20 protein-coding genes are annotated in these 22324 nt (G+C 70.7%); 12 read left to right on the top strand and 8 right to left on the bottom strand.

The window, feature by feature from the left end; translation table 11 throughout:
- The first annotated feature begins 279 nt into the window (after positions 1-279).
- Positions 280-990, top strand: coding sequence for a DUF559 domain-containing protein (locus NR112_RS09730; protein WP_256793860.1), 711 nt, complete (start codon positions 280-282; stop codon positions 988-990).
- Between the two features lie 73 nt (positions 991-1063).
- On the opposite strand, the gene NR112_RS09725 is transcribed toward NR112_RS09730, so the two are convergent.
- On the bottom strand, positions 1064-2656 hold the full coding sequence (locus NR112_RS09725) for a methylmalonyl-CoA mutase (RefSeq protein ID WP_256793859.1): 1593 nt from the start codon (positions 2654-2656) through the stop codon (positions 1064-1066).
- A 166-nt stretch (positions 2657-2822) separates the two neighbouring features.
- Positions 2823-3341: a GbsR/MarR family transcriptional regulator gene (locus tag NR112_RS09720; RefSeq protein WP_256793858.1), complete on the bottom strand. Its 519-nt coding sequence runs from the start codon at positions 3339-3341 to the stop codon at positions 2823-2825.
- A gap of 83 nt (positions 3342-3424) precedes the next feature.
- Here NR112_RS09720 and NR112_RS09715 point away from each other — a divergent pair, with 83 nt between their 5' ends.
- From NR112_RS09715 to NR112_RS09705, 3 genes are all read left to right on the top strand, one after another.
- Positions 3425-4330: an ABC transporter ATP-binding protein gene (locus tag NR112_RS09715; RefSeq protein WP_256793857.1), complete on the top strand. Its 906-nt coding sequence runs from the start codon at positions 3425-3427 to the stop codon at positions 4328-4330.
- A complete protein-coding gene (locus tag NR112_RS09710; protein WP_256793855.1) occupies positions 4327-5955 on the top strand; it encodes a polyketide antibiotic transporter in 1629 nt (542 codons plus the stop codon). Before NR112_RS09715 ends, NR112_RS09710 begins: the two co-directional genes overlap by 4 nt.
- Before the next feature lie 141 nt (positions 5956-6096).
- A complete protein-coding gene (locus tag NR112_RS09705) occupies positions 6097-7185 on the top strand; it encodes a mannose-1-phosphate guanylyltransferase (protein WP_256793853.1) in 1089 nt (362 codons plus the stop codon).
- 102 nt (positions 7186-7287) lie between these two features.
- On the opposite strand, the gene NR112_RS09700 is transcribed toward NR112_RS09705, so the two are convergent.
- On the bottom strand, positions 7288-8256 hold the full coding sequence (locus NR112_RS09700) for an SDR family NAD(P)-dependent oxidoreductase (RefSeq protein WP_256793852.1): 969 nt from the start codon (positions 8254-8256) through the stop codon (positions 7288-7290).
- Positions 8257-8375: 119 nt separating this feature from the next.
- Between NR112_RS09700 and NR112_RS09695 the strand changes: the two genes are divergently transcribed.
- The 7 genes from NR112_RS09695 to NR112_RS09665 all read left to right on the top strand — a co-directional run bounded on the left by NR112_RS09695 (position 8376) and on the right by NR112_RS09665 (position 17082).
- Positions 8376-9221, top strand: coding sequence for a hypothetical protein (locus NR112_RS09695; protein WP_256793851.1), 846 nt, complete (start codon positions 8376-8378; stop codon positions 9219-9221).
- Entirely contained in the window at positions 9221-11143 is a 1923-nt protein-coding gene (locus NR112_RS09690) for a fumarate reductase/succinate dehydrogenase flavoprotein subunit (protein ID WP_256793850.1), read from the top strand. The genes NR112_RS09695 and NR112_RS09690 overlap by 1 nt, the downstream gene beginning before the upstream one ends.
- On the top strand, positions 11140-11895 hold the full coding sequence (locus tag NR112_RS09685; RefSeq protein ID WP_256793849.1) for a succinate dehydrogenase/fumarate reductase iron-sulfur subunit: 756 nt from the start codon (positions 11140-11142) through the stop codon (positions 11893-11895). The genes NR112_RS09690 and NR112_RS09685 overlap by 4 nt, the downstream gene beginning before the upstream one ends.
- Positions 11896-12063: 168 nt before the next feature.
- On the top strand, positions 12064-12717 hold the full coding sequence (locus tag NR112_RS09680) for a succinate dehydrogenase cytochrome b subunit (RefSeq protein WP_256793848.1): 654 nt from the start codon (positions 12064-12066) through the stop codon (positions 12715-12717).
- Between the two features lie 36 nt (positions 12718-12753).
- Positions 12754-14721, top strand: a complete 1968-nt coding sequence (locus NR112_RS09675) for a fumarate reductase/succinate dehydrogenase flavoprotein subunit (protein WP_256793890.1) — start codon at positions 12754-12756, stop codon at positions 14719-14721.
- Complete coding sequence (locus NR112_RS09670; RefSeq protein WP_256793847.1) at positions 14718-15461, top strand: succinate dehydrogenase/fumarate reductase iron-sulfur subunit; 744 nt, start codon at positions 14718-14720, stop codon at positions 15459-15461. The genes NR112_RS09675 and NR112_RS09670 overlap by 4 nt, the downstream gene beginning before the upstream one ends.
- A 73-nt stretch (positions 15462-15534) precedes the next feature.
- Positions 15535-17082 (top strand): D-alanyl-D-alanine carboxypeptidase family protein, encoded by a 1548-nt coding sequence (locus NR112_RS09665; RefSeq protein ID WP_256793845.1) that lies wholly within the window; start codon positions 15535-15537, stop codon positions 17080-17082.
- A gap of 27 nt (positions 17083-17109) precedes the next feature.
- Here the strand turns inward: NR112_RS09665 and NR112_RS09660 are convergent, their stop codons facing one another.
- The 4 genes from NR112_RS09660 to NR112_RS09645 form a co-directional block, all read right to left on the bottom strand.
- Positions 17110-18204 carry a YihY/virulence factor BrkB family protein gene (locus tag NR112_RS09660; protein WP_256793843.1) on the bottom strand — a complete coding sequence of 365 codons (1095 nt, stop codon included), beginning with the start codon at positions 18202-18204 and terminating at the stop codon, positions 17110-17112.
- A gap of 24 nt (positions 18205-18228) precedes the next feature.
- The gene (locus NR112_RS09655; RefSeq protein ID WP_256793841.1) at positions 18229-18759 is read right to left on the bottom strand and encodes a 2'-5' RNA ligase family protein; all 531 of its coding nucleotides are present in this window, start codon (positions 18757-18759) and stop codon (positions 18229-18231) included.
- 64 nt (positions 18760-18823) lie between these two features.
- Complete coding sequence (trpS, locus tag NR112_RS09650; RefSeq protein WP_374512077.1) at positions 18824-19870, bottom strand: tryptophan--tRNA ligase; 1047 nt, start codon at positions 19868-19870, stop codon at positions 18824-18826.
- 64 nt (positions 19871-19934) lie between these two features.
- Positions 19935-20522: a hypothetical protein gene (locus NR112_RS09645; protein ID WP_256793837.1), complete on the bottom strand. Its 588-nt coding sequence runs from the start codon at positions 20520-20522 to the stop codon at positions 19935-19937.
- 53 nt (positions 20523-20575) lie between these two features.
- Between NR112_RS09645 and NR112_RS09640 the strand changes: the two genes are divergently transcribed.
- Positions 20576-21667 (top strand): LCP family protein, encoded by a 1092-nt coding sequence (locus tag NR112_RS09640; protein WP_256793835.1) that lies wholly within the window; start codon positions 20576-20578, stop codon positions 21665-21667.
- A gap of 37 nt (positions 21668-21704) precedes the next feature.
- On the opposite strand, the gene NR112_RS09635 is transcribed toward NR112_RS09640, so the two are convergent.
- The gene (locus NR112_RS09635) at positions 21705-22313 is read right to left on the bottom strand and encodes a dTDP-4-dehydrorhamnose 3,5-epimerase family protein (RefSeq protein ID WP_256793833.1); all 609 of its coding nucleotides are present in this window, start codon (positions 22311-22313) and stop codon (positions 21705-21707) included.
- Positions 22314-22324 lie beyond the last annotated feature (11 nt).

The raw sequence follows: 22324 nt of genomic DNA, 5'->3' as shown, positions 1-22324 counted from the left end.
GCTTCGCATGCGTGACGCGGGTCGGGGTCGCGGGCCGTGGCGGTCCGTCGGTCCTGTGGATGGCGTCAGCCACCGGTCGAGTCGCGCGGGCAGCCTGAAGCCATGGACGTCTCGACCGTGCTGGCACAGTGCGGCGGCAGCGCCCGATGGTCACAGCTGCGGCCGGTCGTGCGCCGACGCGAGCTGCGGCGCGCAGTCGCTGATGGGAGTGTCGTGCCACTGGGCCGAGGTCGCTACGGCCTATCGAGCCTGACGGCGGCGCGCCGCACCGCAGAGTCCGTGAGCGCGACTGCGTCGCACCTCACGGCGGCGCTCCACTGGGGATGGGCGGTCAAGCACGAGCCCGACCTCGCCCACGTGACGCTGCCGAGAGGCCGCAAGCTGCGCGAGCCGGCGCGGTCCGGGGTGCTCCGCCACTGGCGAGACCTTGCCGCTGACGAGCTCGTCGACGGGTGGGTGACCAGCCCGGCACGCACGGTCATCGACTGCTGTCTGGACCTGCCGTTCGACGAGGCCCTCGCCGTGGCGGACTCCTCATGGCGCGACGGCCTGTCACCGCTGGTCGTCCGGGATCTGGCGCTGCGGTTGCCGCCCCGGTCGAGGCGAAAGATCGGCCGGGTGCTCCAACACGTCGATCGCGGCGCCGCCAACCCGTTTGAGTCGGTGCTGCGCGCCCTGTGCTTGCGGGTCGACGGGCTGAGCGTCGTGACCCAGCACGTGGTCAAGGGCAGCGGCTTCTTCGCCCAGGTGGATCTGGCCGATCGGTCGTTGGGCATCGTGATCGAGGCCGAGGGATTCGAGAACCACGGCACCCGAGCAGCGCTGAAGCGGGACTGCCGGCGCTACACGGGGCTGGCGGCGCGCGGATGGGTGGTGCTTCGGTTCACCTGGGACGAGGTCATGTTCGAGCCCGACTACGTCCTGGCCGCCCTGCGCGAGACCGTCGCCGAGCGCCGTCGGACCGCCACGAACCTCCCGACCGCGTCGTAGTCGTGCTCGACACTCAGGCACAGCGGCCCTCGTGGCGGTCCGTCGAGCCGGGCACACGGAATACGTGCTCGACTCAGAAGGTCTCGCGGGGCTGGTAGGTGCCCCAGACCGCGCGGAGGGCGTGGGCGACCTCGCCGCCGGTGGCGCGCGCGGCGAGCGCCTCCTTCATCGGGTAGAGGAGGTTGTCGGTGCCGCGGGCGGCGTCCTGGAGCTTCGCGAGCGCTGCTGCCACGGCCTCGTTGTCGCGATCGGCGCGCAGGGCCTCGAGCCGGGCGCGCTGGTCGGCCTCGATCGTCGGGTCGACACGGAGCGGCTCGTAGCGGTCCTCCTGGTCGAGGACGAAGCGGTTGACGCCGACCACGGTGCGCTCACCGTTGTCGATCTCGAGCTGGACGCGGTACGCCGATCGCTCGATCTCGCCCTTCTGGAAGCCCTGCTCGATGGCCGCGACGGCGCCGCCCTTGTCCTCGACGGCCTGGATGAGCGCGAGCGCGGCCTCCTCGATCTCGTCGGTCATCGACTCGACGACGTACGAACCGGCAAACGGGTCAACGGTTTTCGTCACGTCGGTCTCGTAGGCGATGACCTGTTGCGTGCGCAGCGCGAGCCGCGCGGCCTTCTCGGTCGGCAGGGCGATGGCCTCGTCGAAGGAGTTGGTGTGCAGCGACTGCGTGCCGCCGAGCACCGCACCGAGCCCCTGGAGCGCGACACGGACGAGGTTGACCTCGGGCTGCTGGGCAGTCAGCTGGACACCGGCGGTCTGCGTGTGGAAACGCAACATCATCGACTTCGGGTTCTGGGCACCGAACTCCTCCTTCATGATCCGCGCCCAGATTCGGCGAGCCGCGCGGAACTTCGCCACCTCCTCGATGAGGGTCGTGCGCGCGACGAAGAAGAAGGACAGGCGCGGGGCGAAGTCGTCGACGTGCAGCCCTGCGGCCTGCGCGGCGCGGACGTACTCGATGGCGTTGGCGATGGTGAAGGCGATCTCCTGCACGGGCGTCGCCCCGGCCTCGGCCATGTGGTAGCCGGAGATGGAGATGGTGTTCCAGCGCGGCATCTCCTTGTGGCAGTAGGCGAAGATGTCGGCGATGAGGCGCAGGGACTCGCGCGGCGGGTAGATGTAGGTGCCGCGGGCGATGTACTCCTTGAGCACGTCGTTCTGGATCGTGCCGGTCAGCTGGTCACCGGCGACGCCCTGCTCCTCGGCGACGAGCTGGTAGAGCAGGAGCAGCGTCGAGCCGGGCGCGTTGATCGTCATCGACGTCGAGATCTTGTCGAGGGGCAGGCCGTCGAAGAGCGTTCGCATGTCGTCGAGGCTGTCGACGGCGACGCCGACCTTGCCGACCTCGCCGTGCGCGATGGACTCGTCGGAGTCGTAGCCCATCTGCGTCGGCAGGTCGAAGGCGACGGACAGACCCCCCGTGCCGGCCTTGACGAGCTGGTGGTAGCGCTGGTTGCTCTCCTTCGCGGTGCCGAACCCGGCGTACTGGCGCATCGTCCACGGACGACCGGTGTACATCGACGGATAGACACCGCGGGTGAAGGGGTAGCTGCCGGGCGCGCCGAGCTTGCTGTCGGCGTCGAAGCCGGCCAGGGCCGACGCGTCGTAGACGGGCTCGATGGGCAGGTCGGACTCGGAGCGCGCACCAGTGCTGTCAGCCATGCTGCCGAGCGTATCGGCGTGGCCTCGGGCGACCGCGCCCCCGCCGAGGAACGTTGCCGATCTCACGTCGCCGAGGACGTATGCCGTGTCCCCAGATTTGGGGCCGGACGTGGCCTCTCGACGCGGGCGGGAAGGCGGAACGTGGCCTCTCGACGGTTGGGGAGGGTCAGGGGGTGTCGGTCGGCCAGGTCCGGGTGATCTCGGCCTTGCGGGCGGCCCACTCCCCCTCGAGCTCGGCGAGCCGGTCGCCGAGGAACTCGAGGAAGGCCACCGAGAGCTGCAGGCGCCGACCGGCCTCGGTGCCGAGCCCACCGACGGCGGGTACCCCCGCACGCAGGCCCGACTCGATCTGGGCCAGCATCCGGTCGCGTGACAGCATCGCGCCGTGCCAGGCGTCGGCCTGCACGACGTAGACGTCGCGGCGGGACCCCCGCTCGCGCTCCTTGCCGATGAGGTAGGTCTGGGTCAGGTAGCGCACGGCCCCGGACACCGCGGCCGGGCTCACGTCGAGCGACTCGGTCAGCTCCGCGGCGGTCATCCGGCCGTCGTCGTCGGCGAGCAGCCGGGCGAAGACGCGGGCGGCCAGGCGCGGCATGCCGGCGTCGGTGAGGGTGTCGCCGAGACGTTCGACATAGGCCGAGACCCCCCGCTCGTCGCGGTTAGACCGCTGTCGCACTGACGTCACCACTCCTCCTCCGTCGCGTGGACCGACCCTGACCCAACTCTCATGGCATTCAGTAAACCGTGAAAGTTGTGTATTGTCGATTCATGACCTCCGCCATCCAGGTCCACGACCTGCGCAAGACCTTCGGGCACACCGTGGCTCTCGACGGGCTCGACCTCGACGTGGCCACCGGTGAGATCCACGGTTTCCTCGGCCCCAACGGCGCCGGCAAGTCCACGACGATCCGCATCCTGCTCGGTCTGCTGCGCGCCGACGGCGGCAGCGCGACACTGCTCGGCGGCGACCCGTGGCACGACGTCGAGACGCTGCACCGCCGCCTCGCCTACGTTCCCGGCGACGTCGCCCTCTGGCCCAACCTCACCGGGGGTGAGGTCATCGACATCCTCGCCCGGCTCCGAGGGGGCGTGGACGAGAAGCGGCGCGCGTCGATGCTCGAACGGTTCGACCTCGACCCCACCAAGAAGGGTCGCTCCTACTCGAAGGGCAACCGGCAGAAGGTGGCCCTCGTCGCGGCCCTGAGCTCCGACGTCGAGCTGCTGCTGCTCGACGAGCCCACCTCCGGTCTCGACCCGCTCATGGAGGCGGTGTTCCGCGACGTCGTCCGCGAGTTCCGGCAGGGCGGTGGCACGGTGCTCCTCTCGAGCCACATCCTGTCCGAGGTGGAGCAGGTGTGCGACCGCGTCAGCATCATCCGCGCCGGGGTCAACGTCGAGTCGGGCACTTTGACCGACCTGCGCCACCTGTCCCGAACGACCGTCCGGGCGACCGTCGCACGCCCGGTCGACGCGGCTCTGCTCTCCGGGCTGCCGGGCGTCGGCGACGTCCTCGTGTCCGACGACCGGGTGACGTGCACCGTCGGAGGCGACGACCTCGGGCGGCTGCTCGAGGTGCTCGGGACCTACGGCATCTCGGCCCTGACGAGCGCCCCGCCGTCACTCGAGGAGCTCTTCATGGACCAGTACCGCACGACGTCGACGGCGACGTCGTGACCGCCCTGGCCGTCCCCGCACGTCAGTCCAGCGCCGGACTGACGGGGACCACCTCGCTGCTGCGGCTCGCTGCGCGGCGCGACCGGGTGCTCGTGCCGGTCAGTGCGTTCGGCCTCGCCGCCTTCGTCGCCCTGTCGGCGCAGGCGACGTTCGCGCTCTTCCCCGATCTCGAGTCGGCGCAGCAGGGCATGGCCTCCACGCTCGCCAACCCGGCGCTCGTCGCGATGTACGGCCCGATCTCGAGCCTCAGCATCGACTCGATCGCGACGCTCAAGTCGGTGCTGCTCGGCGGCGTCTTCCTCGCCCTGCTCGCCTACGTCGTCGTCCGGCGCCACACGCGGACGGAGGAGGAGGCCGGCCGCCTCGAGCTGCTCGGGGCCGGCGTCGTCGGGCGCCGGGCGGCGCTGACGGCCGCCGTGCTGCTCGGCACCGCCGCCGTGCTGCTCACCGTGGTCCTCACGGTGGTCTGGTCGATCGCCGTCGGGCTCGACGCCGCCGGCTCGGTCGCCCTCGGCGTCTCCTGGCTCGTCATGGGACTGTCCTGGGTCGGCGTCACCGCGGTCGCCGCGCAGCTGACCTCGAGCACCCGTGGCACGGCGGCGTGGTCCCTCGGCGCGCTGGCCGTCGCCTTCCTCGTGCGGGCCGTGGGCGACACCGCCGGTGCCGACAGCCCGGCCCGCGTCCTGTCGTGGCTGTCGCCGCTCGGCTGGGGCGTCAAGGTGTCGCCCTTCGGCGAGAACCGCTACTGGATCGCGGTGCTCGGGCTCGCGCTCTACGCCGCACTCGTCGCCGCAGCGTTCGCGATGCTCGACCGGCGGGACCTCGGGTCCGGGGTGCTGCCGAGCCGAGCCGGGCACGACCGCAGCCCCGTGCGCTCCGCCGGCGCGCTGACCCGACGCCTGGCGCGTGGCACGCTCGTCGGCTGGGTCGTCGCGTACGTCGTGCTCGGCCTCGTCCTCGGGTCGATCGCGGGCAGCGTCGAGACGTTCGTCGACTCGCCCCAGGTCGCCGACATGTTGCGGGCGATGGGCGGCGACGCCGGCTCGATCACCGACATCTACTTCGCCACCGAGCTGCACTTCGCCGCCATCGGTGCGTCGGCCCTGGCCATCGCCCTCGTCACGAGGATGCACACCGAGGAGACGACGACGCGCCTCGAGTCCGTCCTCGCGACGCCGGTGCGACGCACCGCGTGGGCGCTCGGACACATCGGGATCGCCATCGTGGCCTCCGCTGTCGTCATGCTCGTCAGCGTCGTGGTGGCCGGCCTCGTCCACGGGGCCGACGTGGGTGATGTCGGCGGGACCGTGGTGCGCCTCGTCGGAGCCGCCCTCTCGACGCTGCCCGCCGTCTGGGTGGTCCTGTCCGTCGCCATGCTGCTGTACGGCGCCCTCCCCCGCTTCACCGGCCTTGCCTGGGCGGCGCTCATCGTCTTCCTCCTGCTCGGCGAGTTCGGCGACCTGCTCGACCTGCCGGGCTGGCTCGTCGACCTCTCACCGTTCACGCACCTGCCGGCGCTGCCGGGCGGCGCGTTCGACGGCGCCCCCCTCGTCGGGCTCACCCTCGTCGCCGCCGCTCTCGGCGTCGCGGGGCTCGCGGCGCTGCGTCGTCGCGACATCGGCTGACCTGACCCACCGGGGTCGCCGGTTGCCACCCGTCGTCGACGGATGTCGACGGATGTCGACGGATGTCGACGGATGTCGACGAGGCCCCGGCGGGTTCGCACGGGTTCGGGCATCGACGGACGGCTCGATACGGTGTCCCCCATGACAGGCATCCCCGGCTTCTGGGCCGTGATCCCCGCCGGCGGCTCGGGCACCCGGCTGTGGCCCATCTCGCGCCGCAGCTCGCCGAAGTTCCTGCACGACCTGACCGGGTCCGGGCAGTCGCTGCTGCGTGCCACGTGGGACCGCCTCGAGCCGCTCGTCGACGACCGGATCCTCGTCGTCACCGGGGTCGCCCACGAGGAGGCGGTGCGTCGCCAGCTGCCGATGCTCGGCTACGACGCCGTCATCGGCGAGCCGTCGCCCCGCGACTCGATGCCCGCCATCGGGCTCGCCGCCGCCGTCCTCGAGCGACGCGACCCCGAGGCGGTGCTCGGCTCGTTCGCCGCCGACCACGTCATCACCGAGCCCGACAACTTCCGCCGGGCCGTCGCCGAGGCCGTCGTCCTCGCCCGGCGCGGCGAGCTCGTGACCATCGGCATCGAGCCGACCGAGCCGGCCACCGGCTTCGGCTACATCCGGCTCGGCGCACCACTTGACGTCGTCGGTGCGCCGAGCGCCCACCGCGTCGACGACTTCGTCGAGAAGCCCGATCTGGAGACGGCGACCCGCTACCTCGAGAGCGGCGAGTACCGCTGGAACGCAGGCATGTTCGTCGTCGGCGCGACCACTCTGCTCGAGCTGCTCGCCGAGAACCACGCCGAGATGGTCGGCCACCTGCGCACCATCGCCTCCGACCCCCGCCGCATGCGGGACCTGTGGCCGTCGCTCCAGAAGATCGCCATCGACCACGCCGTCGCCGAGCCGGCTGCTGCCGCCGGCCGCGTCGCCGTCGTGCCCGCAGCCCTCGGCTGGGACGACGTGGGCGACTTCAACTCGCTCACCAAGCTCGTCACCGAGTCGAGCGAGCTGCCGGGCATCACCGCCATCGGCCCGGCCGACGACATCATCAGCATCGACTCGACCGCCACGGTGTCGGCGGGGGGACGGCTCGTGGCGCTCATCGGCGTCGACGACATCGTCGTCATCGACACGCAGGACGCCCTGCTCATCACGCGACCGGACCGCGCCCAGGACGTCAAGAAGGTCGTCGAGATCCTGGCCGCCCAAGGCCGCACCGAGCTCCTCTGAGAGCGGCTGAGCCGGGACGGTCACCTCGTTTCCAGCGGATCGGGCGCTGGACCTGTTGCCTCCGTCCCCGAGCCCCCACCGGGGCGTATGCCGTCCGCGCGCTCAGGCGCCCGGCGCGGGCTGCTGGGTCGCGTCCAGGACGAAGTCCCAGAACCGCCCCACCTGCTCGGGCGTCTCGACCCCGATCGGCGCGTAGTGCGTCGGGCGGCGTCGCCGGTCGTGCCAGAAGCCGCCCGTGCCGATGGTGTCGTCGGTGGCGATGAGCCACACGGCGGTGTCGGCGCCCGAGTCGGCATCGCGCAGCAACGGGCCCGTGACGGCGGCGAAGCGAGGCAGGGAGTCCGTGACACCCGGGGTGTCGGCCCAGCCGGGGTGCATCGAGTGGATGCGGATGCCGTCGACCTCCAGGTCGCGGGCCCACAGCTCCGTGAGGACGAGCTGCATCCGCTTGGTCCGGGCATAGGCCGTGACCGGAGAGTAGTCGCCAAGGGTGTACTCGGGGTCGTCGGCGGCGAGGCGCTGGCCGTAGGCACCGCCGGACGTCACGAGGACGACCCGCCCGCCGGCGAGTGACCCGCGCAGGCCGTAGGTCAGCACGTGCGGGCCGAGCACGTGGGTGGCGAGGGACAGCTCATGACCCTCCGGTGTCGTCGTGCGCTTCGGCGGCATGACGCCGGCGTTGTGCACGACGGCGTGCAGGCTGGGCACCTCGGCCGAGAACTGCCGGGCGAACTCCGCCGTCGCGGCGAGGTCGCTCACGTCCGCGACGTGGGTCGTGACGTCGGCGAGCGGCTGCTCCTCGAGCAGCAGGGAACGGGCGTCGTCGAGGCGCGAGGCGCTCCGGCCGGTGAGGTGCACGGCGGCGCCGAGTCGACTGAGCCCCCGGGCGGTCGCCAGACCAAGGCCGCCACTCGCGCCGGTGACGAGGACGTGTCGTCCGATGAGGGCGCCCGGCACGGGGTCGTGCGGCCACCAGTTCCGGCGCACGGCCGGACCGATCTTCGTGTAGCCGAGGACCAGGGACTTGTCCATCACCCAGTCGAGGGCCGCGGCCGCTTCATGAAGCACCATGACCACACCCTAGGTCCGCGTGCACCACGCGCGGGGCGGGTCGTGATCACCCCGACGCGACGCACGGGGACACTAGAGTGAGCCGCGGCGCCCGACCAACGACGGTGGAGGTTCGCACGATGAGTGAGACGAGGCTCGACCCGGCTTCCGGCGGGGGCGGATCGGTCGCCGGCGGGGTCGGCTCGCCCGGGCGGGCGCAGATCGCCGAGCGCACCCTGCGGGGCGACCGGTGGTGGGTCCAGCCGGTCATCACCGTCACCCTGCTCGTCATCTGGCTGCTCTACGCGCTGGTGCGGACCTCCATGCAGCGGTACTACTTCGTCGAGGCGTACCACTACCTCACCCCCTTCTACTCCCCCTGCGTGACCGCCTCGTGCGTCCCCGAAGCGCGCCACCTCGGCACCTGGCTCGGTGAGCTGCCGCCCCTCGTGCCGTATGCGTTCTTCCTGCTGCCGCTCCTGCTCGGCTTCCGGCTCACCTGCTACTACTACCGCAAGGCCTACTACCGGTCGTTCTGGCTTTCGCCGCCGGCCTGCGCCGTGGCCGAGCCGCACGCGAGGTACACCGGCGAGACGCGTTTTCCCCTGATCCTGCAGAACATCCACCGCTACTTCTTCTACGCCGCGGTCGTCGTCTCCGCGATGAACACCCTGGACGCCTTCGACGCCTTCCACGGCAAGGACGGCGGCGTCGGCATGGGCCTCGGCACGCTGATCATGCTCGTGAACGCCGCCTTCCTCTGGCTCTACACCGCGTCGTGCCACTCGTGCCGCCACCTCATCGGCGGACGCCTCAAGCACTTCTCCAAGCACCCGGTGCGCTACCGCGCCTGGACCGTCGTGTCGCGGCTCAACACCCGGCACATGCAGCTCGCCTGGATCACCCTGGGCACGCTGATGATCACCGACGCCTACATCGCCCTGGTCGCGTCCGGGGCCCTGACCGACCTGAGGTTCTTCAACTGATGACAGCCGAGCTGGAGACCTACGACTACGACGTCCTCATCATCGGAGCGGGCGGGGCGGGGCTGCGCGCCGCGATCGCCGCACGCGAGAGCGGACTGCGCACGGCCATCATCTGCAAGTCCCTCTTCGGCAAGGCGCACACGGTCATGGCCGAGGGCGGCATCGCCGCGAGCATGGGCAACGTCAACAGCAACGACAGCTGGCAGGTGCACTTCCGCGACACGATGCGCGGCGGCAAGTTCCTCAACTCGTGGCGGATGGCCGAGCTGCACGCCAAGGAGGCCCCCGACCGCGTGTGGGAGCTCGAGACGTACGGCGCCCTCTTCGACCGCACGCCCGACGGACGCATCAGCCAGCGCAACTTCGGTGGTCACGAGTACCCACGCCTCGCCCACGTCGGCGACCGCACCGGGCTCGAGCTGATCCGCACGATGCAGCAGAAGATCGTCTCCCTCCAACAGGACGACGAGCGTGAGTCCGGCGACCCCGAGAGCCGGCTCAGGGTCTTCGCCGAGGTGACGATCACGGACCTGCTCCAGGATCCGAGCGGGGCCGTCGCCGGCGCGTTCGGCTACTGGCGCGAGTCGGGCCGCTTCGTGCGCTTCAACGCGCCGGCCGTCGTGCTCGCGACCGGCGGCATCGGCAAGTCGTTCAAGGTCACCTCGAACTCGTGGGAGTACACCGGCGACGGCCACGCCCTGGCCCTGCGCGCCGGGTCGAACCTCGTCAACATGGAGTTCGTCCAGTTCCACCCGACAGGCATGGTCTGGCCGCCCTCGGTCAAGGGCATCCTCGTCACGGAGTCGGTGCGTGGCGACGGCGGCGTGCTGAAGAACTCCGAGGGCAAGCGCTTCATGTTCGACTACGTGCCCGACGTCTTCCGGGGTCAGTATGCCCAGACGGAGGAAGAGGGCGACCGCTGGTACACCGATCCGGACCGCAACAAGCGTCCGCCCGAGCTGCTCCCCCGCGACGAGGTGGCGCGCGCCATCAACTCCGAGGTCAAGGCAGGACGCGGATCCCCCCACGGCGGCGTCTTCCTCGACATCTCGTCGCGCCGCACCCCGGAGGAGATCCTCAAGAAGCTGCCGTCGATGCACCACCAGTTCAAGGAACTGGCCGACGTCGACATCACGAAGGAGCCGATGGAGGTCGGCCCCACCTGTCACTACGTCATGGGCGGTGTCGAGGTCGACCCGGACACCGCCGCCGCTGCAGGAGTCCCCGGCCTCTTCGCCGCCGGGGAGGTGTCGGGAGGGATGCATGGGTCCAACCGCCTCGGCGGCAACTCCCTCTCGGACCTGCTCGTCTTCGGCGCCCGCGCCGGCAAGGGCGCCGCGGCATACGTCCAGGGCCTCGGCGACCGTCGGCCGGACGTCGACCAGGCGGTCATCGACGCCGCCGCGGCCGCTGCGCTCGCGCCGTTCGAGGAGGAGGGCGGTGAGAACCCGTACACCCTCCACCAGGAGATGCAGCAGACGATGAACGACCTCGTCGGCATCATCCGCACGGCCCACGAGATCGAGCGAGCGCTGGACCGACTCGCCGAGCTGAAGGTCCGGGCCCAGCACCTGACCGTCGAGGGCCACCGGCAGTTCAACCCCGGCTGGCACCTCGCCCTCGACCTGCGCAACATGCTCGCCGTCAGCGAGTGCGTCGCCCGAGCCGCGCTGCTGCGTCAGGAGAGCCGCGGCGGGCACACCCGCGACGACTACCCGACGATGGACCCTCACTGGCGGGGCCGCAACCTCATCTGCTCGGCGCACGGCGACGCCATCGAGGTGCGCGAGCAGCCGATGTCGGCCATGCGCGGCGACCTGTTGGCCCTCTTCGACACCGACGAGCTCGCCAAGTACCTCACGCCGGAGGAGCTGGCCGCGGTGCCGGCCCCGGCGACGCACACCGACGGGAGCAGGTCATGAGCTACGACGCGAAGTTCCGGGTCTGGCGCGGCGACGCGGACGGCGGAGACCTCGTCGACTACACCGTCGAGGTCAACGACGGCGAGGTCGTGCTCGACATCATCCATCGCCTGCAGGCCACCCAGTCCGGCGACCTCGCGGTGCGCTGGAACTGCAAGGCGGGCAAGTGCGGCTCGTGCAGCGCCGAGGTCAACGGCATGCCGCGGTTGCTCTGCATGACCCGGATGTCGACCTTCAGCGAGACCGAGACGGTCACGGTCACGCCGCTGCGCGCCTTCCCGGTGATCCGCGACCTCGTCACCGACGTGTCGTTCAACTACGCCAAGGCGCGACAGATCCCCGCCTTTGCCCCGCCGGAAGGCGTGGCCCCGGGCGAGTACCGGATGCAGCAGGTGGACGTCGAGCGCTCGCAGGAGTTCCGCAAGTGCATCGAGTGCTTCCTGTGCCAGGACACCTGCCACGTCGTGCGTGACCACGAGACGAACAAGGAGGCGTTCGCCGGCCCGCGGTTCCTCATCCGCGCGGCCGAGCTCGACATGCACCCGCTCGACGCGCGCGACGACCGTGCGGACTTCGCCCGCGAGGAACAGGGCATCGGGATGTGCAACATCACGAAGTGCTGCACCGAGGTCTGCCCCGAGCACATCAAGATCACCGACAACGCGATCATCCCGATGAAGGAGCGCGTGGCCGGGCGCCACTACGACCCGCTCGTGTGGCTGGGTACGAAGATCGGTCTGCGCAAGCGCTGAGGTGGGCTCACCGGACGCGACAGTGGAAATGATCACACTCGGCGTGTACCGGGCGGTAGCCGTCGGAGCCGGCAAAGACTCGGGGATAGGGTTTCGAGCGTGGCCACCAAACTTCTCCCGGTGACGGGATCGAATCGACCTGCATCGGCCCGCCGGAGCACCGTGTTCATGAAGATGCTCATGGCTCTCTCGGGCGCGCTGTTCGTGTTCTACGTCCTCGTGCACATGTACGGCAACCTCAAGATCTTCGGCGGTGTCGACGCCTTCAACGAGTACGCCGACCACCTCCGGACGCTCTTCACGCCCTTCCTGCCGTTCGGCGGCTTCCTCTGGCTCTTCCGCGTCGTCCTCGTCGTCGCGCTCGTGGCCCACGCGTGGTCCGCGTTCTACCTGTGGAGCCGTGCGCGAGGGGCCCGGACGACGCGCTACGTGGCCAAGGCCGCGGCCCGGGCCACGGTCAAGAGCAAGATGATGCGCTGGGGCGGCGTCGCGCTGCTCCTCTTCCTCGTGTGGCACCTGCTCCAGTTCACGATCGTCAAGTTCAACGTGGGCTCGATTCCGGCCGAGGGCAACCCGGGCCTGCTCGTCATCAGCAGCTTCCAGGTGTGGTGGGTCGTCCTGATCTACCTGCTCGCCCTCGTCGCCTTGGGCCTGCACCTCTACCACGGCGTCTGGAGCGCCACCCAGACCCTGGGCTGGGCCGGCAACGCGACCGCGCGCCGGCGCGCCAAGACGCTGGGGACGGTCATCGCGCTCGTCACGAGCGTGGGGTTCGCCCTGCCGCCGCTCGCCATCCTCTTCGGATTCGTCAAGGGAAGCTGACCAGTGACCACGACCTCCACGACACCCGACTCGCCGCTGCCCGGCCTCGTCCACGGCCTGTATGCCGAGGGTGAGCCGATCCGCGACACGAAGGCCCCGACCGGTCCCATCGACCGCCGCTGGAACACCCGCAAGTTCGAGGCCTCGCTCGTCAACCCGGCCAACCGCCGCAAGCTCTCGGTCATCATCGTCGGCACCGGCCTCGCCGGTGGCGCGGCCGCCGCGACGCTCGGCGAGGCCGGCTACAACGTCAAGTCCTTCTGCTACCAGGACTCCCCGCGCCGCGCCCACTCGATCGCCGCGCAGGGCGGCATCAACGCCGCCAAGAACTACAAGGAGGACGGCGACTCCGTCTACCGCCTCTTCTACGACACCGTCAAGGGCGGCGACTACCGCTCGCGCGAGTCGAACGTCTACCGCCTCGCCGAGGTCAGCACCAACATCATCGACCAGTGCGTCGCGCAGGGCGTGCCCTTCGCCCGTGAGTACGGCGGGCTGCTCGACAACCGCTCGTTCGGCGGTGTGCAGGTCTCCCGCACCTTCTACGCCCGGGGCCAGACCGGCCAGCAGCTGCTCATCGGCGCCTACCAGGCGCTCGAGCGCCAGGTAGCCGCCGGCACGGTGGAGATGTTCAACCGCCACGAGATGCTCGAGGTCGTCGTCGTCGACGGCAAGGCCCGCGGCATCATCGCCCGCGACCTCGTGACCGGCGAGATCGAGACCCACCTCGCCGACGCCGTCGTGCTCGCCTCCGGTGGCTACGGCAACGTCTTCTACCTCTCGACCAACGCGATGGGCAGCAACGTCACCGCGACGTGGCGCGCGCACCGCAAGGGGGCCTACTTCGGCAACCCCTGCTACACGCAGATCCACCCCACGTGCATCCCGGTGGCCGGCGAGCACCAGAGCAAGCTGACGCTGATGTCGGAGTCGCTGCGCAACGACGGCCGCATCTGGGTGCCCAAGAACGCCGCCGACTGCGAGAAGGACCCGCGCGAGATCCCCGAGGAGGACCGCGACTACTACCTCGAGCGGATCTACCCCTCCTTCGGCAACCTCGTGCCGCGTGACATCGCCAGCCGCCAGGCCAAGAACGTCTGCGACGAGGGCCGCGGCGTCGGCCCCAAGGTCGGCGACTTCCGCCGCGGGGTCTACCTCGACTTCACCGACGCCCTCAAGCGGATGAGCGCCGAGGCCGTCGCGGAGAAGTACGGCAACCTGCTCGACATGTACCAGCGGATCACGGGTGAGAACCCGTACGAGGTGCCGATGCGCATCTACCCCGCCGTGCACTACACGATGGGCGGCCTGTGGGTCGACTACGACCTCCAGTCGAGCATCCCGGGCCTCTTCGTCACGGGCGAAGCGAACTTCTCCGACCACGGTGCCAACCGCCTCGGCGCCTCCGCCCTCATGCAGGGCCTCGCCGACGGCTACTTCGTGCTCCCGCACACGATCCGTGACTATCTCGCCAAGGGCCCGTTCGACAAGCTCGACGAGTCCCACGAGGCGGTCGCCGAGGCCCGCGCCTCGGTGGACGCCCGCGTGGCGAAGCTGCTGTCGATCAACGGCGACCGCTCGGTCGACTCCTTCCACAAGGAGCTCGGCAACATCATGTGGGAGTACTGCGGCATGGAGCGGTCCGAGGAAGGCCTCCGCAAGGCCATCGACCTCATCCGTGGCCTGCGCGACGAGTTCTGGCGCAACGTCAAGGTGCTCGGCGCGGCCGACACGCTCAACCAGAGCCTCGAGAAGGCCGGCCGCGTCGCCGACTTCCTCGAGCTCGGAGAGCTGATGTGCATCGACGCGCTGCACCGCCGCGAGTCCTGCGGCGGCCACTTCCGCGCCGAGTCCCAGACCGAGGACGGCGAGGCGCTGCGTCACGACGACGAGTTCGCCTACGTCGCCGCGTGGGAGTGGGGCGGGCAGGACGGTGCGCCGGTCCTGCACAAGGAAGACCTGGTCTACGAATTCGTCGAGCTGAAGCAGCGGAGCTACAAGTGAACCTCACCCTCAAGATCTGGCGTCAGGCCGGCCCGACGACCAAGGGCGAGATGGTCACCTACCCGGTCACCGAGATCTCCGAGGACATGAGCTTCCTCGAGATGCTCGACGTCCTCAACGAGCAGCTCAACGCCCGGGGCGAGGAGCCCATCGCCTTCGACTCCGACTGCCGCGAGGGCATCTGCGGGATGTGCGGCCTGATGATCTCGGGCAAGGCCCACGGCCCCGAGGTCACGACGACGTGCCAGCTGCACATGCGCAGCTTCTCCGACGGAGACGAGATCACCGTCGAGCCGTGGCGCGCGGACGCCTTCCCCGTCATCAAGGACCTCGTCGTCGACCGCTCGTCCTTCGACCGGATCATCCAGGCCGGTGGCTTCATCAGCGCCAACACCGGCTCGGCGCCCGAAGCCCACTCCGTGCCGGTGCCCAAGGACAAGGCCGACCGCGCCTTCATGGCGGCTGCCTGCATCGGCTGCGGTGCCTGCGTCGCGGCCTGCCCGAACGCGTCCGGCATGCTCTTCATGGGGGCGAAGATCACCCACCTCGGCGAGCTCCCCCAGGGCCAGCCGGAGCGTGATGCGCGCGTCGTCAACATGGTGAGCCAGCACGACCACGAGGGCTTCGGCGGCTGCACGAACATCGGCGAGTGCTCCTCGGCCTGCCCCAAGGAGATCCCGCTCGACGTCATCAACCAGCTCAACAAGGACCTGCGCGGCGCCCTGATGCGCGGCGAGTGAGGCGCGACGCCCCCACCGCAGGACCCCGACGACCCGCCCCGGAGCATCCGGGGCGGGTTAGTCTTTCCCGGCGATGACGCCCAAAGACCCGGCCCGACGTCGCCCGTGGACGGTCCCCGTCGCGGGCGCGGCGCTCAGCGCGCTCGGGCTCGGGCTCGCCCTGACGACGACGTATGCCGTCCCGTCGGCTGCCGGTGCGCCCCTCCCCCGCGTCGCAGCCGCGGCGCCAGCCGTCGCCGCACCGACGTGCGCGCCGTGGCAGACCCGCCAGGCCGTCCCGGTGGGGGTGACGCTGACGCCGCGGGTCTTCCCGACCGACGAGCCCGCGGCCCGGGCGTCGACCGCGCGACCCTCCGCGTCGACCTCCGCGACGACCTCCGCGACGCCGTCCGCGACGGCGCAGTCCCAGGTCCCGGTCCCGCGCCCGACCGCCGCGCCGACACCGGCGAAGCCGCCGAAGGTCCGCGTCGTGTGCCGCAACGCGCCACCCACCCCCTTCGCCCACCCCGCGTGGACGCCCGAGACGGTCGTCGGCGGCTCGCGCCTGGCCGAGTCCGGGGTCGTCGTCGACCGGCCGGCCTCCGTGCCCGCGCCGCCCGAGGTCTACGACGTCTCGTACGTCGTGGCCGACCTCGACACCGGCGAGGTCCTCGCCGCCAAGTCCCCGCACGCATGGCTGCGGCCGGCCAGCACCCTCAAGACCCTGACCGCCCTGACGCTGATGCCGCGGCTCGACCCGCGACAGGTCGTCGTCGCCGGCCAGGACGCGCAGGACGCGGCCGGGTCACGCGTCGGCATCCTCGCCGGCAACCGCTACCCCGTCTCGAGCCTCTTCGACGCGATGCTGATGTTCTCGGCCAACGACGCCGTCTACGCGCTCGCCGACGCCGCGGGCGGCTACTCGGCCACGGTGGAGGCGATGAACGTCACGGCCCGTGAGGTCGGGGCCCACGACACCCTCACCGTCGACCCGAGCGGCCTCGACGACGGCGCCCAGCGGTCGAGCGCCTACGACCTCGCGCTCATCGGGCGCGACGCCATGCGCCTGCCGGCCTTCCGTGCCACGATCGCGAAGCGCGACAGCGTCTTCCCCGGTGGGAAGGACAAGCGGGGGAAGACGTGGCCCGCCTTCCACGTCTACAACATCAACGAGCTGCTGCGGCACTACCCCGGCGCCGTGGGCATCAAGCCCGGCCGCACCGACCGTGCGCAGCACACCTTCATCGGGGCCGCGACCCGCGGCGGCCGCACCCTCGTCGTGACGCAGATGGGCAGCATCACCGGCTCGTGGAGGCCGACGGCGGCCCTGCTCGACTGGGGCTTCGCCAACGCCGACCGGGTCACTCCCGTCGGGCGGCTCGTCGAGCCCGGCGAGGCCGCTGCACCGGTCGCGGTGCCCGAGCTGCCGGAGCTGCCCACCGGCGGCGCGACGGACACCGGAGTCGGTACGGGGATCGCAGCCCCGTCCGGGACGGGCGCGCCTGCCCTCGTGGCGGTCCCGGCGAGCGAGGTGACGGCATACGACCGCACGATGTCGCTCGTCGTGCTGGCTGCGGCCGGCGTCGGCACCACCGGCATCGTGCTCCTCGCGGTCGCCCTGCGGCGCCGGCGCGGGGTGTGAGCGCCCGACGCCTCGGCCGGCGTCAGCTCACCGCATCAGCCGACGAGCCGCGGCCACGGCCGCCGCGGCTGCGGCACCGACGACTGCGCCGGCGGCGAGGCTGACCCGGTCGACGGCGCGTGATCCGGCGGCGTCTCGACCAGTCACGCCAGCGTGCCCCGGCGCCACCGTGACGGGGGCTGCCGCATACGGCACGAGGCTCGTGTCGGCACCGGAGGCGAGCGGGGAGACGAACACGGGGCGGGCGGCTCTGGACAGGGGCGAGCGGCCGGTGTCATCGCCCAGGGCGTCGAGGTCGACGTCGTTGGCGGCCCACGCGGCCGAGAGCAGGATGACCTTGGACATGAGGTCGAGCCAGAAGAGCAGTCCCACCGAGAGGGCGACCGCCCCGAGCAGCGGGTTCGCCGTGGCATGGCTGACGAGGAAACCGCCGAACAGCTTGAGCAGCGTGAGGATGACGGCGCCGATCACCGCTCCTGCACGGACGTCGCGCAGCGGCAGCGGTGCTCCCGAAAGGGTCCGCAGCAGGACGACGAGGATGAAGGTGTCGACGACGACGCCGATGAGGAGTCCCACCAGGCCGACCAGAAGTCCGTTGCCCTCGAGACCGACCCACCCGGCGACCTGCTCGGTCAGACCCCCGATGCTGCTCGTGAGGATCGCCGAGACCGCGACGGCGGTACCGACGGTCACGAGGACCAGCAGGTCACGGGCCATCGTCCGCACCATCGCGTGGGTCGCGACCTCGAGACCGAAGACGCCGCGGATGCCGGTGCGCAGCGCCCGGACCCACCCCATGCCGGCGAACAGCAGCGTCACGAACGAGATGATGCCTGTCAGGGTGAGCGTCAGGCTCGCCGGCGCCTCGATGCTGATGATGCCGTCGGGGTTGCTCGGCGTCTTCACCATCCCGGGGAGGGCGTTGTTGAGGGAGTCAGCGATCGCGAGGACGAGGTCGGGCCGGTCCTGCAGGACGAAGCCGAAGATCGCGAAGGCGAGCGCGAGCGCCGGGAAGATCGAGAAGAAGGCGTAGTAGCTGACCCCCGCCGCGAGCAGGTTGCCGCTCGAGCCGCTGAAGCGGGTCCACGCCCGGTACGCAGCCAGGGCCTTGAGCCGATCCATGAGGGGCCCGAGCGCCGGCACCCGTCAGCCCCCGACGAGGGTGAACTCGTGCACGGGACGCCACACGTCGTCCTCGCCCAGCTCGTAGAGGTGGTACGCGCCGACCTCGAACGCGACGGAGTAGTCGGCGAGGTCGGTGAAGGCGAGGTCGAGCGACTCGGCCGGCACGTCGTGGGCCACGGTGACGTGCGGGTGGTAGTAGAACTCGAGCTCGCGGCTCACCGGACCTGAACGCAGCGCGCGCTCGAGCGCCTCGCAGTTCGAGACGCCCCGGGCCACCTGGATGAAGACGACATCGGACAGCGGCCGGAACGTCCCCGTGCCACGCAGGACGACGTCGAACGGGGCATGCCGGGCGGCAACGTCGGCGCAGTGGCGCAGGTAGGCGGCATACGCCTCCGCGTCGACCTCGGTCGGCGGCAGCAGGGTGATGTGCGCGGGGATCTGCCAGGCCTGGGGGTCACCGAAGTCGGCCCGGCGACGCTGGAGATAGTCACCGTGCGGTGCCGGGATCGGGATCGAGACGCCGATCGTCGTGGGGCGCGCAACACTCACGCCCCCGACCGTACCGAATCCCAGAGGCGCCCGAGCGTCTGGGGGGCGGAGCGTCGGGCCGGGGTCACCGACCAGGGCGGCCGAGCAGCCCGACCTTGTCGTAGACGCGGCGCACGGTGGCCTCGGCGACCCCGCGAGCCCGCTCGGCACCGTCGGCGAGGATGCGGTCGAGCTCGGCCCGGTCGGCCATGAGCTCGAGGGTCCGGGTGCGGAAGGGCGTCACCGCCTCGACGACGACCTCGGCCACGTCCTTCTTGAGGTCGCCGTAGCCCTTGCCTGCGTACTGCTCCTCGAGGATCGCCACCGGCGTGCCCGACAGGGCCGAGTGGATCGAGAGCAGGTTGGAGATGCCTGGCTTGTGCTCCTCGTCGAAGCGGATCTCGCGTTCGGCGTCCGTGACGGCCGAGCGGATCTTCTTCGCGATGCGTGCGGGCTCGTCGAGCAGGCTGACGAGCCCCGTGTCGGAGGCGGCCGACTTGCTCATCTTGGCCGTCGGCTCCTGGAGGTCCTGGATCTTGGCCGTCGCCTTCATGATGTGCGGCTCGGGCACGACGAGCGTGTCCCCGAAGCGCTGGTTGAAGCGGCCGGCCAGGTCACGCGAGAGCTCGAGGTGCTGGCGCTGGTCCTCGCCCACGGGCACGACGTTCGCGTCGTAGATGAGGATGTCGGCGGCCTGCAGCACGGGGTAGGCGAAGAGACCGACGTTGGTGTTGGTGCCCTTGGCCGACTTGTCCTTGAACTGGGTCATCCGGCTCGCCTCACCGAAGCCGGTGAGCGTCCCGAGCACCCAGTAGAGCTCGGTGTGCTGGGCGATGTGGCTCTGGACGAAGAGCGTCGAGCGTGCCGGGTCGACGCCGCCGGCGATGAACTGCGCGGCCGTGATGCGGGTGCGCTCGCGGAGCACCTCGGGGTCGGGGGCGACGGTCAGGGCGTGGAGGTCGGCGACGAAGTAGAACGCGTCGTGCGTCTCCTGCAGACGCACCCACTCGACGAGCGCCCCGATGTAGTTGCCGAGGTGGAGCGAGTCGCTCGTCGGCTGCATGCCGGAGAGGCTGCGCGGCGTCGTGGTCGGGAAGGAGGGCGTCGAGGACATGGGTGCATTCTGGCCCATGGCCGGCCACGGGCCCCACACCGCCCGTGGGTGGGGTCCGAGACCCCGTCTGGTGCAGGGTCCGTCAGGAGACGGCCCGCACGACGACGAGCCAGGCGATGACCGGGCAACCGACGACGGTGATGATGGCGATGACGCGCAGACCCGCGGCGTGGTTGTAGACCTTGGCGAGGACCGCGGCGAGCACTCCCAGCACCATGACGCTGAGGGACCACGACGAGAAGAGGGCGCTGACCTCCACGAGGTCAGGGCTCTTGGTGACGTTGGCGATGGTGGCTGCCTTGCCCACCGGTCCCCACGGCGCGGGCAGCGGTACCTGGGCGAGCAACAGGAGGGCCATGCCGAGGAGGTCGGTGCGCAGGTGGGACGGGCGCCTCGCGGCGCGCTGACGACGACTGCGGACATCGGTGGACGAGGGGGCGGCGGGCAGCCGTCGGGCTCTCGGTAGCACGAAGAGGACACCGGGCGCGCCGACGAGGATGGCGAGGAAGGCGGCATACAGCTTGGGCCGGCCGTCCGAGGCGAAGTGGAAGAGGCTGACGAGGGGCACGGTGGCTCGGGTCAGCAACCACACGTAGGCGAGGAACGCGACGACCGATGCCGCCACGAGAGGCGTCTCGCCCATGCGGCGACCGACGAGCTCCCGAGGCATGGCCGTTAGTGTAAGCGTCGGAAAGCGACGATCTGGACACCTACACTGACGTCGTGGACAACTCCGGACGGCAGACCAGCAGCCTCTTTGACGACGGGCTCGAGGACGATCTGCAGCACGGCATCACGTCCGAGGACGACCCGTCGTCCCACGAGCGCGGCGACGGCTCGGACCTCGACCTCCCCCGACGGGAGGAGAAGCGTCGGAACCGCAAGGTGCTGGTGGCCGCGGTCGTCCTGCTCCTCGTTCCCGTCCTCGCCGTCGTCGGCTACCTGGCCTACCTCAACCACGTCGTCACAGCCAACGTGAAGCAGGAGTTGCTGCTGCCCGACGCAGGGGCACCGGCCCCGACCGCGCCCGGCGGGGCCGCCGTCCCCACCGGGACGGGCACCAACTACCTCATCATCGGCAACGACGCCGGCCCTGACCGCGAGGGGGCGCGCTCCGACGTCATGGTCCTCGCGCACGTGCCCGCCGACCGCTCGAACGTCACGTTGATCCACTTCCCGCGCGACCTCTACGTCTCCATCCCGGGCAAGGGCAAGAACAAGCTCAATGCCGCGTACGCCTTCGGTGGCGGCCCGCTCCTCGTGCAGACGATGCAGCAGCTCCTCGGCATCAGGGTCGACCACGTGGCCATGCTCGGCTTCGAGGGCTTCAAGAGCATGACCGACGCCGTCGGCGGCGTCGACGTCAACGTCGAGGAGGCGAGCAACCAGCCACCGTACGTCTTCACCCGCGGCGTCCAGCACATGGACGGCGCGATGGCCCTGGCCTTCGTGCGGGAGCGCCACCAGCTCAGCGAGGGTGACATCTCCCGAGGTCGGCGCCAGCTCGCGTTCATCAAGGCGCTGATGCTCAAGACGCTGAGTGCCGACACCCTGACCAATCCGGTCCGGCTCAAGGACTTCACGGAGGCGGCGACGAGCAACCTCACCGTCGATCAGAACCTCGACGTGGGAGCCATGCGCTCAGAGGCCTTCGCCCTGCGTGGCCTGCGTGGCGGGGACATCCGTTTCATCACGGCGCCCTTCACCGGCTTCGGCACGAGCCCGGCGGGCGCCTCCATCGACATCGTCGACGAGCCGAAGATGGGCGAGCTCGGTGATGCGATCCGCAACGACGAGCTGAACGCCTACAAGTAACCGCGAACCTGCCGGCCGCAGCCCGGCACGGTCGCGCTCAGCGTTGCCGTTCGCCGCGCAGCTTCGCCTCGTGCGCGCGGCACGCCTCGAGCGACGGGAGCAGGCCCCGCTCGCGCGCCTCGCCCAACGACGGTGCCGCGGCGTCCTTCGGCGAGAGCACCGGCTCGAACCCGTCGGGCAGGACCAGGCCCACCTCCGGGTCGAGGGGGGTGATGCCGCGTTCGATCGTGGGGTTGAACACCTCGGAGCACAGGTAGACGGCCGTGCCGTCCTCGACGCAGGCGAGCGCGTGGCCGAGCCCCTCGGCGAGGTAGACGGCCCGCCGGTCGACGGTGTCGAGCAGGACGGAGTCCCACTGCCCGAAGGTCGGCGACCCGACCCTGACGTCGACGACGAAGTCGACGAAGACCCCGCTCGTGGCCGTGACGTACTTGGCCTGCGAGGGCGGCACGTCGGCGAGGTGGATGCCGCGGAGGGCTCCTGCCGACGAGACGGAGATGTTGGTCTGCCGGACCTGCATCTCGTGGCCGATGGCCTCGGCGAGGCGGTCGGCGCGGAAGCCCTCGGCGAAGACGCCTCGGTCGTCGGGGAACTGGCGCGGCGTGATCTCGAAGGCTCCGTCGATGCGGAGCGGGCGGATGTCCATCAGGTCCGGGC

Source organism: Terrabacter sp. Ter38, assembly GCF_024519435.1.
GTDB lineage: Bacteria > Actinomycetota > Actinomycetes > Actinomycetales > Dermatophilaceae > Terrabacter.
This window is presented reverse-complemented; position numbering and strand designations above follow the sequence as displayed.

Coding starts and splice junctions, on each gene's coding strand:
- NR112_RS09725 (WP_256793859.1), bottom strand. CDS start 2,656: ATGGCTGACAGCACTGGTGCGCGCTCCGAGTCCGACCTGCCCATCGAG.
- NR112_RS09715 (WP_256793857.1), top strand. CDS start 3,425: ATGACCTCCGCCATCCAGGTCCACGACCTGCGCAAGACCTTCGGGCAC.
- NR112_RS09705 (WP_256793853.1), top strand. CDS start 6,097: ATGACAGGCATCCCCGGCTTCTGGGCCGTGATCCCCGCCGGCGGCTCG.
- NR112_RS09700 (WP_256793852.1), bottom strand. CDS start 8,256: ATGGTGCTTCATGAAGCGGCCGCGGCCCTCGACTGGGTGATGGACAAG.
- NR112_RS09695 (WP_256793851.1), top strand. CDS start 8,376: ATGAGTGAGACGAGGCTCGACCCGGCTTCCGGCGGGGGCGGATCGGTC.
- NR112_RS09690 (WP_256793850.1), top strand. CDS start 9,221: ATGACAGCCGAGCTGGAGACCTACGACTACGACGTCCTCATCATCGGA.
- NR112_RS09685 (WP_256793849.1), top strand. CDS start 11,140: ATGAGCTACGACGCGAAGTTCCGGGTCTGGCGCGGCGACGCGGACGGC.
- NR112_RS09680 (WP_256793848.1), top strand. CDS start 12,064: ATGAAGATGCTCATGGCTCTCTCGGGCGCGCTGTTCGTGTTCTACGTC.
- NR112_RS09665 (WP_256793845.1), top strand. CDS start 15,535: ATGACGCCCAAAGACCCGGCCCGACGTCGCCCGTGGACGGTCCCCGTC.
- NR112_RS09660 (WP_256793843.1), bottom strand. CDS start 18,204: ATGGATCGGCTCAAGGCCCTGGCTGCGTACCGGGCGTGGACCCGCTTC.
- trpS (WP_374512077.1), bottom strand. CDS start 19,870: ATGGGCCAGAATGCACCCATGTCCTCGACGCCCTCCTTCCCGACCACG.
- NR112_RS09645 (WP_256793837.1), bottom strand. CDS start 20,522: ATGCCTCGGGAGCTCGTCGGTCGCCGCATGGGCGAGACGCCTCTCGTG.
- NR112_RS09635 (WP_256793833.1), bottom strand. CDS start 22,313: ATGGACATCCGCCCGCTCCGCATCGACGGAGCCTTCGAGATCACGCCG.